This window comes from Myroides sp. N17-2, from assembly GCF_002286775.1.
In the GTDB taxonomy this organism is placed as follows: Bacteria; Bacteroidota; Bacteroidia; order Flavobacteriales; family Flavobacteriaceae; genus Flavobacterium.
The window spans coordinates 66060-83334 of the sequence record NZ_NSGJ01000012.1; the positions used below are offsets into that span (position 1 = coordinate 66060).

A 17275-nucleotide genomic window follows, 5' to 3' on the forward strand; every position below is an offset into this window, starting at 1 on the left:
GTCTGTTTTTTTAGACTTTATATAGCGCTATGAAATTCGTATATTTTAGAAACTTAACTCTCTAATGGGAAATATCCGAATGTCAGGCAATACAATATATCATCAGGTATTTGGGTATTTATTTAAGGTGTCTTTCTTTTAGCACAGACTCTATATCACTCAACACAAACCCCTTAGCTTTTAACAAGATCAAATAGTGATATAATAAATCTGCAGCCTCATTTTTAAAGAGGTCATCGTTATCATCTTTTGCTTCGATAACTACTTCCACTGCTTCCTCTCCTACTTTTTGGGCTACTTTATTAATTCCTCTTTTAAAAAGTTGATTGGTATATGACGACTCTATATTATTATCTATTCGATCGTGAATGATTTGTTCTAATGAATAGACAAAACCCTTATCAGAAGTTTCTCCAAAACAAGAAGTACTCCCTGTGTGACAAGTAGCTCCGATAGCTTCCACTTGTATCAATAGACAATCTTGATCACAGTCCGTCTTAATCTCTTTTACTAATAAATAGTTACCTGAAGTTTCTCCCTTCGTCCATAATCTATTCTTAGTGCGACTAAAGAAAGTTACCTTGCCTTCTAGTATTGTCTTTTGGTAGGCTTCCTCATTCATATACCCTTGCATTAATACCTGCATCGAGTCCTTATCTTGGATAATGACAGGTACTAGTCCATTTCCTTTATTAAAATCTATATCTAATCTCATCTTACATTAATGTTATTCGTTTTTAGTGCTTGCTTTAATTTTGGTATGCTAACTTCTCCATAGTGAAAGATACTTGCTGCTAATGCGCCTGTAGCCTTAGTCTGTGTAAATACCTCTTCGAAGTGCTCTATACTACCTGCACCACCAGAAGCGATAACAGGGATATTCACTTGCCTTGCTACCTCAGCAGTAATATCTATAGCGAAGCCCGCTTTAGTTCCATCATTATTCATCGAAGTTAATAATATCTCTCCTGCTCCTAGTACCGCCACTTGACGAGCCCAATCGACAGTCTTTAATTCTGTTTTTATACGTCCACCAGCACTATAAACCCACCACTCACCATCCTCATACTTCGTATCTATAGCCACTACTGCACACTGACTTCCCAAGACCTCTGCTATCTCCCGAACCAACTCAGGTCGTTTAATAGCTGCTGAGTTAACACTTACTTTATCAGCTCCTGCTCTCACTAAATCTACTGCCTGTTCTCTAGTGCTAATCCCACCTCCTACCGTGAAGGGTATATTGATTTCACTTGCTATCGTATTCACTAAGTTGATTAGTGTTTTTCTATTTTCTATCGTGGCTGTAATATCTAGAAAGACTAACTCATCTGCTCCTTCTACTACATAGCGTTGAGCTAAAGCTATAGGGTCTCCTGCTCGTTTTATATCGACGAAGTTAATCCCTTTTACTACCTCTCCATCCTGTATATCCATACAGGCTATTATTCTCTTTTTTAGCATAACTCACTCAACTCTTTTAAGGTGATTCTTCCTTCGTAAATAGCCTTACCGATTATCACTCCTTCACAGCCGATATCCTTTAATGTATATAACTCCTCTACAGTAGTTAATCCACCACTAGCGATAAGCTTTACCTTGCTATTCCCTATTATCTCTTTGTATAATTCGATAGCAGGTCCGTTTAGCATACCATCTTTTTCGATATCAGTCACTATCGTATACTTCACGCCTTTTTGCTCATACATTTGTATAAATTCTAAAACATCTGTATCAGCAGAGTCTAACCACCCCTGAGTCATAATCTTGCGTTGCTTACAGTCAGCACCTAAGATTACCTTATCACTCCCATATTTCCCTAACCACTCTAAGAATAACTCAGGTTTCGTAGCCGCTATACTACCTACTGTTACTTGCTTCGCTCCACTGCTAAACGCTGTATTAATATCTGCTACACTCTTAATCCCTCCACCGAAGTCTATCTGCAGATTAGTCTGCGTAGCGATCTGCTCTAATACCTTTGCATTGATGATTTGATTAGACTTCGCTCCGTCTAGATCTACAATGTGCAAGTACTTAATTCCGGCATCTTCAAACTGCTTAGCCACTTCCACAGGATTAGTATTATACACTTTAGACGTGTTATAATCTCCTTTTGATAAGCGAACACACTGTCCTCCTATTATATCTATTGCGGGTATGATTCTCATAATTCTAAAAAGTTTTTAAGTAATAATTCGCCTACTATACCTGACTTCTCAGGGTGAAACTGTACAGCATAGAAGTTGTCTTTATTCAGTGCTGCAGAGAAGGGTAAGATATAGTCATTCACTGCTATAGTACTCCCTCCTAACGTAGCGTAATAACTGTGTACATAGTAGAAGTCATCACTCTCTTTTATCCCCTTAAACAACGGTCCTTCTAACTGACTAAAGTTATTCCATCCCATCTGTGGTACAATATCCTCTGCAGGAAACAGCTTTACTTCATTGTCAAAAACTCCTAGTCCTGCTACATCTCCTTCCTCACTATAATTGCACAAAAGTTGCATACCTAAACAAATCCCTAATACTGGTTGTTTTAATCCAATAATAACCTTGTCTAAGCCCTTATCTTTAAGGTAAGTTATAGCAGATGATGCTTCACCTACTCCGGGAAAGATAACCTTATCAGCAGCTTCTAACACCGTGACATCATCCGTGACCACAGTCTCATATCCTAATCGCTGTATAGCGTTCTGTACTGACTGTACATTACCTGCATTATATTTTAAAATCGCTATCATAAGATTCCCTTTGTACTCGGTATGTTGTAATTCTCTGTCTTATTAACCGCCATCTTTATTGCCTTCGCAAAGGCTTTAAAAATAGATTCTATCTTGTGGTGCTCGTTGTCACCCTCTACCTTAATATTCAGATTACAACTCGCTGCATCTGAGAACGACTTAAAGAAGTGATAGAACATCTCAGTAGGCATATCCCCTACTTTCTCTCTCTTAAACTCCGCTTCCCATACTAGCCAAGCTCTCCCTCCGAAGTCAATAGCTACCTGCGCTAGACACTCATCCATCGGAAGTAAAAAACCATATCTCTCTATCCCTTTCTTATTGCCTAATGCTCGTTTAAACGCCGTCCCTAATGCAATAGCTGTATCCTCTATCGTGTGGTGTTCATCTACTTGTAAGTCTCCTTTCACCTCTATCTCTAACCCTATATTACCGTGTCTATTGACCTGCTCTAACATATGATCAAAGAACCCTAATCCTGTATTAATACTGCACTTCTTAGGATTATCTAAGTCAACTTCTACATCTATGACAGTCTCATTTGTCTTTCTGTATTCTTTACCAACACGAGGCTGTTGTTTTAAGAATTGGTAGATATCTTCCCAATCCATTGTGCTAAGTGCTGCACGCTCATCTGCTACCTCATTGATATAAATAACTTTGCTTCCTAAGTTTTCTGCCAGTTGTATATCCGTCTGACGATCACCTAACACATACGAATTAGCCAAATCATACTCTCCATACACATACTTCCCTAACATCCCTAAACCAGGTTTGCGAGTAGGTTTATTCTCATAGTCAAAAGAATCATCTACATAAATATCTGTGAATACTACTCCCTCATCTGCTAAAGTGTTTAAAATGAAGTTTTGTACAGGCCAGAAAGTCTCTTCAGGAAAAGAACTCGTCCCTAATCCGTCTTGATTACTCACTAACACTAGGGTATAATCAAGTTCTCTCGCTATCTTAGCTAAACTCGAAATAACTTTAGGCAAGAACACTAACTTCTCAAAACTATCGATCTGAAAGTCTTCAGGCTCTTTGATTATCGTTCCATCTCTATCTATAAATAATACTTTCTTTTTCACGTTGTATTGCTTTTAGTGCTGTTAATAATTGGGTATTCTCTTCAGGCTGACCTATTGATATACGCAGGGTATTAGGTACTACTTTACTTCTGTTCCTTACGATAATCTGCTTCTCTATTAACTCTTGGTACAACTTATCTGCTTGATCAAACTCTACTAAGAGATAATTCGCTTCAGAAGGATAGATAAATCGAGTCATAGACAGCGAACTTAGTTCCTTTATCATTCTCTCTTTCTCACTTAATAACACTGCTATTCTCTGCTCAAACCCTGTTTTATCTTGCAAGAGTTTAATTGCCTCTTGCTGATTGATAATACTCAGATTATAAGGAGACTTCACCTTATTAAAGTAATATAACACTTCCTCATTCATCCACGCCATCCCTATGCGAAGCCCTGCCATTCCCCATCCTTTAGACAAGGTCTGTAAGATGATTAAGTTCTTATATTGTGTTAACTCTTCTAGCCAAGATGACTCACTGCTAAAATCTATATAAGCCTCATCTACGATAACCATTCCCTTAAACTGATTTAATAGCCTAATGATTGTCTCTCTCTTTATCAAGTTTCCTGTCGGATTATTAGGAGAACAGATAAACATTAGCTTTACATTCTCATCTGTCAAATAAGGATCTACTAACCCCTCTTCTATCTGAAACACCTTATCTAAAGGAAGTGTGATTAACTCCACAGCATTGATATTAGCATAGACCTCATACATTCCATAGGTAGGTGTGAACACAATAGCTTTATCTTTATTGGGTTCACAGAATATGCGGTAAGCCAAATCAATCGCTTCATCACTTCCATTGCCTAAGAATAACTGCCCAGCATCACCTCCTTTTATCTCGCTAATCACTTGTTTTAATTCACATTGATAAGGATCAGGATAGCGATTCACTGTACCATACGGATTCTCATTAGCATCTAAGAACACCCCTTTATCTCCCTTATACTCATCACGAGCACTAGTATATGGTGACAGCTTAGCTATATTTGTTCTCACTAATTCTGAGATATTTATACTACTGCTCATCGTTCATCTTTTTTAGGCGAATACTAACTGCATTTTTATGAGCGATTAACTGCTCTGCTTCTGCCATTACTTCTATTGTTTTACCAATGTTTTTCAGTCCTTGAGCTGTTAGTTTTTGGAATGTTATCTTCTTGACAAAACTATCTACAGATACCCCACTATAACTTTTGGCATATCCATTAGTCGGTAAAGTGTGATTTGTTCCACTTGCATAATCCCCTGCACTTTCGCACGAATAGGCACCTAAGAACACAGATCCTGCGTTAATAATCTGATCTATATATAATTCTGCATTGTCTATATTTAAGATCAAGTGCTCAGGAGCATACTCATTACTAAAGGCAATACAGTCTTCTAATGTAGGTAGCTCTATCATCAAACTATTATTTAGTGTCTGAGCGGCTAAGTCTCTACGAGGCAAATCCTTCAACTGATTATCAAGTGCTTCTGAGACTTCTGCTATCTTCTGCTTAGACGTAGTCACAAATACTACTTGACTATCTGTACCGTGCTCTGCCTGTGATAATAAATCAGCAGCTATATAGTCTGCATCTGCCTGAGCATCTGCTATCACTAATACTTCACTAGGTCCTGCAGGCATATCTATGGCTACTCCCTGTGTCTGTACTAATTCTTTTGCTTTCATCACATATTGATTACCAGGACCAAATATCTTATACACTTGTGGTACAGTCTCTGTGCCATAAGCCATCGCAGCTATCGCCTGTGCTCCCCCTATCTTAAAGATAGTATCTATCCCTAGATACTTGGCAGCATAGAGAATCACCTCATTTACTTTACCTTCTTTATTACACGGAGTACACAGTACTAACTGCTTACACCCTGCTAACTGAGCAGGTATCCCTAACATTAACAACGTTGAGAATAAAGGTGCTGTCCCTCCAGGTATATAAAGCCCCACCTTCTCTATCCCTACACTTTTTCTCCAGCAACTTACCCCTGCAGTCGTTTCTACCTTTTCTTCTGTTTTTAATTGAGATTGGTGAAACTTCTTGATGTTATTAGCGGCTACTGCTATAGCCTCTTTTATCTCTGTGCTAACAAGTTCAGTTGCCTCTTTTATCTCTTGCTCACTGACTCTAAAGTCCGTTAACTGCACCCCATCAAATAGAGATGTATAGTTCTGAATCGCTACATCACCTCTGTCTTTTACTTGCTTCAGAACAGTGCTTACACTTTCGTTTAAACTCTCTGTTGCGATAATAGGACGTTTAGTAAGTCCTCTCCATTCTTCTTTGGTTGGTTTATATATTGTAATCATTTGTCTGTTCTGTTTTTAGTAAATCATCTTTTCGATAGGAGCAACTAAGATTCCCTCAGCGCCAAGAGTCTTTAACTCATCTATGATATCCCAGAATTGGTCTTCTTGGATAACAGAGTGTAGGCTACTCCATCCCTCATCAGCAAGAGGTAAGATAGTAGGGCTCTTCATCCCAGGTAGTATAGAGATGATTTGGTCAAGTTTATCATTAGGAGCGTTAAGTAAGATATACTTGCGTTCCTTGGCATTAAGTACAGATTTAATACGGAATAACAGCTTGTCTAATAAGGCTTGTTTCTCTTGACTTAAAGACGTATTACTGATCAGAACAGCTTGACTATCTAAGACTTTTTGTACTTCTTTAAGCCCATTAGACATTAACGTAGAACCACTACTCACGATATCACACACTCCGTTCGCAAGGCCGATACTCGGTGCTATCTCCACACTTCCTGAGATAAACTCTATGGTAGCATTGATGCCCTGTTCTTTTAAGTATTTTTCTAAAACGAAAGGATATGAAGTAGCAATCTTTTTGCCTTCAAAGTAATTGATGCCTTGGTAGTCAACTTCTTTAGAAACAGCTAAACTCAAACGACAGCTACCGAAACCTAAGTATTCTAGAATAGTGACAGGAAGATTCGCTTCTAAGAATACATTCTCTCCTACGATACCGATATCAGCAACTTGTTGTTCAACATACTTAGTCACATCATCATCACGTAAGAACAGTACTTCTATCGGGAAGTTCTTACTTTCAGCGATAAGTTTACCGCCACCATTAGGAAACTTAATTCCACATTCTTTTAATAATTCTAATGATTTCTCGCTTAAACGTCCGCTTTTTTGGATTGCAATTTTTAATTTACTCATGATATTTTAAGATTAAAATGCTCGAGTAAATCGATAGGAAGTATCAAATAGCTATATGCCTAAAAACAAAAAATCCCGTCTGATTTACTCAAACGGGATAATTAGATATTTTTGTTTCAAATACATCAAATCATTACCAGCTCGTAAGAGTACAAGTAGAATGATGGTGATGATGTAATTGACTTAGATACATGTCTTTTTTTGTTTATTTGATAAGTCAAATGTATATATAAATTTCATACACTCGACAAATTATTTTTATTTATTTCTTACACTTTTCAAACATTGACCAACAACAACTGTTCTAAAACCCAATGAATACGAGGGATTTACTGTATTTTAAAATCAGTAAAATATTTTAACATTTCTCGCTTTAACCCAAATTAGGCGATAGACATATAAACGAAAAGTAATTATACAAGATAGGTTTGAATTAGTGACACAAGCATACTATAGTATGGTTTTAGAGCTAATGAAAGAGCTATGAAGTAGAATTGCTTTGTAGTATTTGGCTAATGCCTAATCTGGGTTAAATACACTCTTTTACAAATAAAAATTAGCCATCTTAGCCATCGTAAGATTAAAATGAGTATCTACTTCTTCTGCGTTTTTAGTAGTTAAAGGAAAAGGCACCATATGACTATATGCAAAAGGATAATCTAATATATCTACCCCAATAGGCACATCTCTATAGGGTCCTTTTAGCATATTTAAAGCTTCTACAGCAGGTGCTACTTCATCTTCTTTAAGATTAACTGAATAGATCTGATTTTCTAATTCTTTTAGACGAGCTTCGCGTTCTTCTTGATAGTGATTATACCTCAGCATCGTTTTAAACCAACTCTCACCAGGATGTAACTCACTTGATTGATAATGATGAATTCTAGGTTCTGCTATAAATTTAGTAGTCAATAGTTGAGCAAAGACTTTTTGCATAGCGATAGTTGCTTTACCATCCATAATATACTTCGATACAGGGAACATACGGTCTATAGTCATCCCACCACAGAAACACACTAATTTAGCTTTAGCCAATATCCCATTAGGATTAGCCATCAATAGGATAATCGCCAAAAAAGAACCAATAGAATAACCAAATAAATCAATGTTAGCTGAAGGAGATACACAAGAAAATTTCCCTTCTCTCAACTCTTTATCCCATTGTACAAAGTCATAATACGTCTGTAATCCTGACCAAAACATACGCTGTGGATTAGCTTCCATACGCGTACTCAATGCTGCATTCACATAACTCGTATCAGAATTCTCTTGCCAGTGTTTAGCTCTTTGTTGTGCAACTTCAAACATTAGCTTACGGTCAGACCACTCTAATGGTGCCCTGTCCATGTGAAAACTAATTGGAAAGAGTACAATGGCTTTGTTAGTGCGTTTAGCAAGCTCATAAGCCCACGGCAAGTACTTATCCCACTTCTTCTCATTAAGCCCATGAAACATCACTATAACATCTGTAGAAACCTCTTCAGTAAGTGTTTTCAATATAATAACCTTAAACTTCTTATTTTCACTGACACCATAATCTGAGATATCAAGCAAATGATCTGTATCTGTGGTCAACTTACTATAAGTATCTTCAAAATCCTCATTATGTATATCACAATGCAATGTATCCGATCCACATAATACATTAGCTGCTTGTGTAGATTCAAAGTCATATTTAAACAGTTCAATACCTAACTCCTCACTTTTTAGATAATCTCCTTCAGTATGAAATAAGTTCTTTAACTGTTCGTGTAGTTGATAGTAATGCATAATTGGCTAGTTAATAGGTTTATATAAAGATACTATGTATGCATAGTATTAACGCAAAAGCGTTCAATATTATTACACAAAAAGTACCAGAAATAGACAACTATGTTTATTTACTGAAGTTATCTTGATTTTAGATCAACCTCATTCTCCTACATTCAATTTAATTTCGTAAATTTGCCTCATATTCTAATGCCTATTTCATTAGAAATCAGTGATCCTAACTCATAAGAATTAAATATTTTTTACTCTATCCCACTCCAAAACCACCTTATTAATAGCTTCTGCTAAAGTTGTTACTATCTGCATTTGTATGAATGTATACTGACAGCATTGTAAGTGCATAATGACTCCATTAAAAAAGCCTTTTTAATGGACTCACTATGGACTCATAATGGACTCACTATGGACTCACCCAAACCAAGATCGCATAAAGATGCCTTTTATATAGCTCTAAAAATAAATTGCGGAAATTTTATATAAACTGACCTAGAAGATTGGTCAAAAAAACTATTGAACACTAATTTTCAATACTTTACAAATATACATATTAAAAATATAATATTTTACTACACCCTTGTCTTTTTGAATTTAAGTTGCCATAAACTAATAAAGTTAAGATGATTTCAATGCTATAAAGCATTCTTTTTAAAAACATTACAGCTATTTTACATTAAAACAACATAGTAATAGTAACTTTGAAAAAATCGTAAAAGTGATGACTAAGTACAAAGAGAATAAAGAGGTTATACAGGTAAAACCTGCATTGCTTACAGAAGAAAAAAAAGTTGAAAGACTACAGAAAGCCATTCAAGAGGGTTTGGATAGTGGTATTGTAAAAGATTTTGACCCGATAAAACATTTAGAGGCTTTAAGAAGTAGTAAGTAAAATAGAAACAGTTCTATTTTACTTATTACTTTTCTTCTATTTATTATAAGACAAACCTGATATACTACTTGCACTCCTAGGGTCATACACAGACCATAAAGTTCCCCATTCATAAATAGCATTCCATCGTGGATAGGGGTCTTTACTTTTATTTCCTTTCTCTCCTGATAGCTTGCACATAAACGCATTGTTGCGTTCGAACACTTTCATCTCGCTCTTTTCTGTCCAATCATCCCAAGATGTAGTATCCGTTGGTTCCCAAGTGCCTAAATACATACTCTCAAGGGAATCACCAAAAAAACATAGGTTAAAATACACATGGTACCCTTCCCAAACAAAATGATTAAACCCATACCAAAAATAACCTGTCTTCACATCTCTAAAACTAGAAAAATTAGCTTTATAAAAATCTGTTTCTTTAAGCTCATCTAACTTCATCCCTTTGTGAATAGTACAATTGAATTCCTCTAAAAGCACACTTCCAGTAGTCTGATCTATTTTCATTATTTTCGTGTTTACTTTAAACCCAGAATCAGCATTAGCCAAATACTACAAAGAAATTCTACTTCATACCTCTTTCACTTCTTCTAAAACCATACTATTGTATGCTTTTTTCATAAGTTTAGAGTTATCTTATATAATTACTTTTTGTTTATATGTCTATCACTGATTTTAGATTAAAAAGAGCCAATAAGTTCTAATAACTTATTGGCTCTTTATTAAATAAAATTATAGCTTCTTAGTATTTAGCTTTATAGTCTTCTATTTCGGCAACTGTTCTTATTAATTCAGGTCCTAAATATTGATAACCATCTTCTTTAATCAAGAAGTTGTCTTCTATACGAATACCTCCGAAGTGAGCGAATTGTTTCACTTTATCATAGTTAATAAACTCTGCATACTTCTTCTCTGCATCCCACATCTCGATTAACTCAGGAATAAAGTAAATACCCGGCTCCACTGTTAGAACATGCCCTGCTTTTAACTCTTTACCTAATCGCAATGATTTAACTCCAAACTGCTTAGTATCCTTAGGGTCATCTAATGTATATCCTACATACTGCTCTCCTAAATCTTCCATATCGTGTACATCAAGCCCCATCATATGTCCTAATCCACACTGAAAGAACATCGTATGCGCGTGATTAGCGACTGCATCCTGTGCATTCCCTTTCATAAATCCTAAGTCGATTAATCCCTCTGCCAATATCTCACAGGCTTTTAAGTGTACGTTTTTATACTTCACACCTGCTTTAAGCTCTGCTTTAGCTCCCTCAAAAGAGTTTAATACTACGTTATACAAATCTCTTTGCTCCGGAGTAAAAGTCTTATCTACAGGATACGTACGTGTTAAGTCAGAAGCATACCCCATCGCTGTCTCACATCCTGAATCATTTAGTAACAATCTTCCTGACTCTAAGGTATTCATCTTATAGTGATTATGTAAGATACCCCCATTTACTGTCACAATAGAATTATAAGCTAACTCACAGTTATGACTTCCTGCTACATTCTGAATAGCACTCACTATTTCATACTCTTTTACACCGGGCTTCGCCATACGCATCGCTAGCAAGTGCATTTCATTAGACACTTTTAAAGCGTCCTCTATCTGCATTATTTCTTGAGCTTCTTTAATTTCACGCTGTGCTACGATAGCTTGTATCATAAGCACAGATGGTTTAAAGTCAGCAATAGAGATATGTAGTAATTCGCTTAGTAAAATCTTGTTGAATGATTGGTAAGGTGGTAAGTAATGAATTGTTCTTTTAACACTCATTGCTGTAGCCAAATAAATAGCTAAATCAGCATAAGATCTCGTTTCCACTACTCCCGCTTTTTCACATTTCGCTTTTAAAGTCTCTTGGCGCCCCATCCATACGATAGCATCCATAGACATCTCATCACCGAACACTATCGTCTTGTTTTCATCCAAGTCGATAATCGCAGCTAAGTGAGGTTCTTGAATACCGAAGTAGTATAAAAAGGTACTATCCTGTCTAAAATGTGAAGCATTGTCCGCAAAGTTTATTGGATTCTCAATGTTTCCAAAGAATAATAATATTCCCTTTGCTTGTATATTTTTTTGAAGAGATTCTCTTCTTTTCTTATAAGTTTCTGTACTAAACATAGTCTTGTTGTTTTATCCTCCCAAGGTAACAACTTTGTCTAATATATTCTCCTATTTTTAGTTAGATTTTACTTTCTAAAATCTGTTGTTATAAATGTCAATAGTAAAGAACTCTTGCACTTGATCATAAATCCCTTGATCTAATGCTACTTCTTTTAAAAACAACACATAGGTAAAATCAAACATATTGCGCTTCACATTAATGCTTTTAATAGAACGTACTAACTCATTAGCAATAAATACTTTTTGCTCTTTAGTACCATTGTGATACACCGCTTTTATTACATCGTCATTATATGTTCTACCTTCAACATCTTTGACAATAACATGTTCAAACGTTATGTAAATAGCTCTTTTAATAACCTCTTCCCACACAGTTCTATCCTGAATATTGTTAATAGTCAAAGCAAACCAATTGACATAATCCTCATAGAATAGCTCTATCTTCTTACTATAGGTACGAATACGTCTTTCAAAAGCATTCATAGTTTCTATCACAGTTGCAAATATCTCATGTCCAATTGGCTTATTAAGGCTCACTGTTACATAATGATTCACAGGCTCTAAAGCGATAGCCATTAAGTCCATTAACTTCTTGACATTAGCTCCTTCTAACGTTTTTCTACGTCCTGCTACAGACTTAATAGTCTGCTCCATCATCTCCTGTACTTGCGCTGTAGTATATTGTTTTTCTTCAGTAGAAAATGTTAGTAAGAATAACTGTTCCAAGGGTTTATTCTTTTTAAATACCTCCGTTAACCAATTCGCAATAGCATCCTTATCCATGCGTAACATTACCTCTTCCGTTTCTGTTAACTTCTTCTTTTTCTTAGTCGTTATAGAAGCAACTTTGGTTTTAGACGTCGTTTTATTTCCTTCCATTGCTAAGAGTACAGCTACTTTATGCACACATAGATTCGCAGCATTAGCACAGTCACAGACAACCTCTGTTACTTTAGAAGCCTGCATAAACAATTGCACATCATGACTTAACTCTCCTTCATCAACGAAAGCAACATAATGCCCTTTACTCTCTTGTTCTAATTCTCTCACAGGTAACTTTAGGGCTTTATTCTTATCTTTTGGACTAACAGAAGCGATTAACTCTGATACTTTCATAATGTACATGTTTATTACAAGTACAAAGTAACATAAAAAGAAGTTATATACTGCTGTCTATAAAAACAAAAGGCTTGAAGATTACTCCTCAAGCCTTTTATATAAAAATTTATACTACTATCCATTCATAGCTACGTGAGACTCAAACTCTCCATCAGCCATCTCTATTGATAAGAAATGCCCTCCGAAGTATTCTCCTCCCTCATAGGTGAACTCTACCTCTGTATCTCCTGTAAAATATAAAGACAACAGGCTTAACTCTTCTCTAAAAGTATCTTCTGTCAGTCCCTCATTCTTTTCACTATAAACGTCATAAAGCTCTTCTACGATGATATTCTTTCCTTCTTCAGCATACTTCTCTAATTGACTCACTACGTCATTTATATCTTTTAGAATCTCTTCTAACTCGTCATTGCCATTGTATAATGAAATGTTTATCTCCTCGTTACCTAGAGTATATTCCATTTCTAATGTCTCTTCGTCATACTCAGACGCCTTAAAATCTTGTGCTGTTAATTTCATATCTATTGTTTGCTTAATACCTTAAATTTGCAGATAACATTTAAACGATAAATGAATTATACAAAACAGAGCAAAATTAGTGATTAAAGCACACTGTAGTGTGGTTTTAGAGCTAATTGAAGCTATGTAAAGTAGAATTTATTTGCAGTAAATGGTGGTTGCAGATTTAAGGTAATACTTTATCTATTATTTCTATTAATTCGTCAGGAGTCATAAACGTATTCATAAACTCTTCTAAACTCCCTTCATTAGTCACTTCTCTAAAGAATACTTCGTGGTCTGTACCAAATAGAGTGGGATTCTCTTGATTAGGATCTTCAACACAAATATAATAATGATCTGGAAAACCATAACTAAAAAACAACTGAATCATATCAGGATGCTTTAATCCTGTAGCTTTAGTTACCTCGCTAAAATCTACCTCATCTTCACATAGAAAATCACTACTCCACTCCTCATAATCCTCAGTTCCTTCTTTATAAGGTGTGAAGGGCAGCGCTGTCCAAAATACTTGTCCTCTTCCTTCTTCAGTATCTACATAATAGTCAGCGATCATCTTATTAAAGAATGCCTGTCTATCAGTAGCAATCAACTCTTGATGCCCATCGACATACTCTCCTATTCCATAAATTGGCTCTTGATCATCAGCCTCTGCCCAAGGCGTATCTTCAGGTTTTGGATATAGTACAGTACTAAATCTAATAGCTATTAAATCCTCAGCTAAAGACTTCCCTTTTACTTGACTAATATCACCACCTAAAGCCTTTATTCTATCTAATATAGTTTGTTTCATATTTTTAATCTATTCGTTTTTATCCCAAACTCTCCATTCTTTGCTACAATACCCTGTCACCATATCTAATACATCATCTACCTTATCTCTCCACTGAGGCACTACATCATATACTTTCGCCAATGCAGTCAATGTTTCTATTGCTCTCACTTGCCTTCCTCCTTGAGCTTTATATTCTTTTAGATAAGCTAATACCTCAGCAGTGAAAGTCTGCTGTCCATTAATTAACAAATCTAATATATACTGCCTAAGCATAACATCTAATTTGACTTGAGGTAGTATATTTCGCAGCTGAATGCCTAAGTCCTCTATATTCTTATAAAGGATGTGATAATCAGCGAGACCAAACATTGTAGTTGAGTGAGAAACATCAGTCTGACGTAGATAAACCACAGGCTTTCCTTGTGATTTAGCATATCCTGCCTCTATTCCTATCCCGATACCCTTATCTGTTGTCTCTGCCAATAAGCAGCAACTCTCATCAATATCTTTCATTGCCTGAATCATCATCTCTTTCTCCTGATGAAGTGTGAATGTATACTGTTCTATAAACACAAATGGCTTATATTCGATAGCTTCTATCTCTTCTTTTATCCTATCTGTAACTTCTCTTAACTCCTGTTGCATAGAGAAACTACACGAAATATATATTTGTTCCATATTACCTTATATCCATTCAAATATATTTAAAAAATCAGACATTTTATTCATAAAAACACATGTTTGTATCTTTTGTAATCACTGATAATCAACAGTTTTAAATACCTTTTTTTATTACAAATCGTATATTTGTCTAAATACTATAGAAAATGAAAAAATTAATCCTACTAAGTTTATTGTGTTTTACAGGCTTATTTACTTCTTGTAATACGAGTTCTAATCCTTACTGGATAGATAATCCTACTAATGATCCAATTACTGTATATATAGACGATACTGCCTATGATATACCTCCTATTACTAAATTAGAAATAGATCTAGCATATGGTAAACATCAACTAAAGTTCAATAATCAAGAACTTACTTTCCACAATGGCGGTCGCACCAATAAAGGGCAAGCTATTATCAATCCTACTCAAAGCACCTACATATTCTATAAACAATTATTTATGAATGAGAATGATGAACGGGCTACTGAAGAATATGCATCTTGGGCATTAAAAACTCAAAGTGACTCTATTCGTTTAAAAGTAAATGATACCATTACCACTATTTTTGTCCCTTTTCAAGCCTCTAATAATATCTTCATTAGTAAATCAGATTTTGATTGGAAATATAATATAGATGAACCAATGCCTGAGGGACTAAGGCTTACTAATCCTATTATCACAAGAAATAATCGCCAATTAGCCAATGACCCCAATTATCAAGCTGGTAAATTTCAAGAGACTATCTATAAAATATATAGAGAGCAAGAATTTAAAGATTTCATCGCGCAAGTTAGTGAAGACAAACTTACCTTCTTATTAGAAAAGACACCTTATGCTGATTTGCCAAAAGTTAGAATAAAACTAACTAAACTCAATGACATTACTGATCCAGAATACAGAAAAGCTTTAGAAGAACAAGTACAAGAATTCAACCAATGGCTAGATATGAAGGGAAGTAAATCTACTGACGAATTTAAGGATGTGCTTATGGGACAGCAACTAAACAAACTGAAATCTGAGTTTTTAAATAAACATCCTCAAGATTATTCTTTTAATCAGGCAGTTGCAGAGTTTGAAGAACAGAAGAATCTATTTATGAGATTTCAATTAAATATCATAGAGAAATAACCTAACTAATAAAGGCTATCCAATACTAGGTAGCCTTTATTTATTTAATACATCACACTATAAAATCTATTCGTTGACATACACCTGTTTTATACTAATCTTTTTCTCCTAACTTCTTACCTAATTATATAGCATTACAGGATCTTAAGATTATCTATACTTGCCGATGTCGGCAAAAAAAACTTACATAACTAGATAATTAAACATATAAACTTGCCGATAACGGCAAATTTATAATTACATTTATAGCCAATCATTTGCCGATATAGGCAAAACACGAATAATCCTATGAACTATATTTCAGTTAAAGAGTTTGCTATCAAATGGAATGTCTCAGAAAGAACAGCACGTAACTACTGTACCACAGGTAAGATACAAGGGGCTTTTATAACTGGCAAAACTTGGAATATACCAGCAGATGCTCCAATACCACAAAAAGCACAAACTAGAAAGTTTAGTAACAATCTCCTTTTAAATCACTTAAAAGAACAAAAAGATATGAAACTAAAAGGAGGTATCTATCATCGTACGCAGATAGATCTGACTTATAATTCTAACAGAATAGAGGGAAGTAAACTTACACAAGATCAGACGCGATATATATTCGAGACCAATACTATAGGTGCTACTAAGGATAGTGTGAATGTGGATGACATCATAGAAACGACAAATCACTTTAGTTGTATAAATCTAATCATAGATAAAGCGAAAGTGAAGCTAACTGAATCACTTATTAAAGAACTACACTACATGCTTAAATCTGGTACGTCTGATGCACGTAAAGAGTGGTTTAATGTAGGTGATTATAAGAAACTCCCTAATGAAGTGGGAGGCAATAAAACCTGTCAGCCAAAGGAAGTATCTAGTAAAATGAAAGAACTACTTACCTCGTATAATAACATAGATAACAAATCAATAGAGGACATCATAGACTTCCACTATCACTTCGAAATAATCCATCCATTCCAAGATGGCAATGGTCGTGTAGGTCGTCTAATTATGTTTAAAGAATGTCTTGCGAATAATATTGTTCCATTTATTATTGAAGATGACATCAAAATGTTTTATTATCGCGGTTTACAAGAATGGTCAACTATTAAAGAATATCTACTAGATACCTGTCTTTCTGCTCAAGATCAGTACAAAGCCATCCTAGACTATTTCGAAATTAAATATTAGTTACTAAATAAAAACAATCCCCCCTCCCGCTTCTTGCTGAATAATAGCATATTTATAGCACCATTCCTGCTC

18 protein-coding genes are annotated in these 17275 nt (G+C 35.3%); 3 read left to right on the forward strand and 15 right to left on the reverse strand.

What is annotated here, in order from left to right; translation table 11 throughout:
• Positions 1-118 precede the first annotated feature (118 nt).
• From hisIE to CF599_RS06790, 9 genes are all read right to left on the reverse strand, one after another.
• A complete protein-coding gene (hisIE, locus tag CF599_RS06745; RefSeq protein WP_121965277.1) occupies positions 119-715 on the reverse strand; it encodes a bifunctional phosphoribosyl-AMP cyclohydrolase/phosphoribosyl-ATP diphosphatase HisIE in 597 nt (198 codons plus the stop codon).
• Positions 712-1464 carry an imidazole glycerol phosphate synthase subunit HisF gene (hisF, locus tag CF599_RS06750; protein ID WP_121965278.1) on the reverse strand — a complete coding sequence of 251 codons (753 nt, stop codon included), beginning with the start codon at positions 1462-1464 and terminating at the stop codon, positions 712-714. Before hisF ends, hisIE begins: the two co-directional genes overlap by 4 nt.
• Entirely contained in the window at positions 1458-2171 is a 714-nt protein-coding gene (gene hisA / locus CF599_RS06755) for a 1-(5-phosphoribosyl)-5-[(5-phosphoribosylamino)methylideneamino]imidazole-4-carboxamide isomerase (RefSeq protein WP_121965279.1), read from the reverse strand. The genes hisF and hisA overlap by 7 nt, the downstream gene beginning before the upstream one ends.
• On the reverse strand, positions 2168-2746 hold the full coding sequence (hisH, locus tag CF599_RS06760) for an imidazole glycerol phosphate synthase subunit HisH (RefSeq protein ID WP_121965280.1): 579 nt from the start codon (positions 2744-2746) through the stop codon (positions 2168-2170). The genes hisA and hisH overlap by 4 nt, the downstream gene beginning before the upstream one ends.
• Positions 2743-3834 carry a bifunctional histidinol-phosphatase/imidazoleglycerol-phosphate dehydratase HisB gene (gene hisB / locus CF599_RS06765; protein ID WP_121965281.1) on the reverse strand — a complete coding sequence of 364 codons (1092 nt, stop codon included), beginning with the start codon at positions 3832-3834 and terminating at the stop codon, positions 2743-2745. The genes hisH and hisB overlap by 4 nt, the downstream gene beginning before the upstream one ends.
• A complete protein-coding gene (gene hisC, locus CF599_RS06770; RefSeq protein WP_121965282.1) occupies positions 3806-4870 on the reverse strand; it encodes a histidinol-phosphate transaminase in 1065 nt (354 codons plus the stop codon). Before hisC ends, hisB begins: the two co-directional genes overlap by 29 nt.
• Entirely contained in the window at positions 4860-6152 is a 1293-nt protein-coding gene (gene hisD, locus CF599_RS06775) for a histidinol dehydrogenase (protein WP_121965283.1), read from the reverse strand. Before hisD ends, hisC begins: the two co-directional genes overlap by 11 nt.
• Positions 6153-6167: 15 nt before the next feature.
• Positions 6168-7025: an ATP phosphoribosyltransferase gene (hisG, locus tag CF599_RS06780; RefSeq protein WP_121965284.1), complete on the reverse strand. Its 858-nt coding sequence runs from the start codon at positions 7023-7025 to the stop codon at positions 6168-6170.
• Between the two features lie 543 nt (positions 7026-7568).
• Positions 7569-8795 carry a DUF6051 family protein gene (locus CF599_RS06790; protein ID WP_121965285.1) on the reverse strand — a complete coding sequence of 409 codons (1227 nt, stop codon included), beginning with the start codon at positions 8793-8795 and terminating at the stop codon, positions 7569-7571.
• Between the two features lie 715 nt (positions 8796-9510).
• On the opposite strand from CF599_RS06790, the gene CF599_RS06795 reads away from it, so the two are divergent.
• Positions 9511-9681: a hypothetical protein gene (locus tag CF599_RS06795; RefSeq protein WP_254050251.1), complete on the forward strand. Its 171-nt coding sequence runs from the start codon at positions 9511-9513 to the stop codon at positions 9679-9681.
• A gap of 36 nt (positions 9682-9717) precedes the next feature.
• Here the strand turns inward: CF599_RS06795 and CF599_RS06800 are convergent, their stop codons facing one another.
• The 6 genes from CF599_RS06800 to CF599_RS06830 form a co-directional block, all read right to left on the reverse strand.
• Complete coding sequence (locus tag CF599_RS06800; protein WP_254050252.1) at positions 9718-10185, reverse strand: hypothetical protein; 468 nt, start codon at positions 10183-10185, stop codon at positions 9718-9720.
• Between the two features lie 235 nt (positions 10186-10420).
• Entirely contained in the window at positions 10421-11812 is a 1392-nt protein-coding gene (locus CF599_RS06810; RefSeq protein WP_121965287.1) for an aminopeptidase P family protein, read from the reverse strand.
• A gap of 75 nt (positions 11813-11887) precedes the next feature.
• On the reverse strand, positions 11888-12931 hold the full coding sequence (locus tag CF599_RS06815) for a hypothetical protein (RefSeq protein WP_121965288.1): 1044 nt from the start codon (positions 12929-12931) through the stop codon (positions 11888-11890).
• A gap of 117 nt (positions 12932-13048) precedes the next feature.
• Positions 13049-13453 carry a DUF2262 domain-containing protein gene (locus CF599_RS06820; protein ID WP_121965289.1) on the reverse strand — a complete coding sequence of 135 codons (405 nt, stop codon included), beginning with the start codon at positions 13451-13453 and terminating at the stop codon, positions 13049-13051.
• Between the two features lie 166 nt (positions 13454-13619).
• The gene (locus CF599_RS06825; protein ID WP_121965290.1) at positions 13620-14246 is read right to left on the reverse strand and encodes a hypothetical protein; all 627 of its coding nucleotides are present in this window, start codon (positions 14244-14246) and stop codon (positions 13620-13622) included.
• 9 nt (positions 14247-14255) lie between these two features.
• Positions 14256-14906 (reverse strand): hypothetical protein, encoded by a 651-nt coding sequence (locus CF599_RS06830; RefSeq protein WP_121965291.1) that lies wholly within the window; start codon positions 14904-14906, stop codon positions 14256-14258.
• 149 nt (positions 14907-15055) lie between these two features.
• On the opposite strand from CF599_RS06830, the gene CF599_RS06835 reads away from it, so the two are divergent.
• Both CF599_RS06835 and CF599_RS06840 read left to right on the forward strand, forming a co-directional pair.
• Positions 15056-16024: a hypothetical protein gene (locus CF599_RS06835; protein ID WP_121965292.1), complete on the forward strand. Its 969-nt coding sequence runs from the start codon at positions 15056-15058 to the stop codon at positions 16022-16024.
• A 288-nt stretch (positions 16025-16312) separates the two neighbouring features.
• The gene (locus CF599_RS06840; protein ID WP_121965293.1) at positions 16313-17203 is read left to right on the forward strand and encodes a Fic family protein; all 891 of its coding nucleotides are present in this window, start codon (positions 16313-16315) and stop codon (positions 17201-17203) included.
• Positions 17204-17275 lie beyond the last annotated feature (72 nt).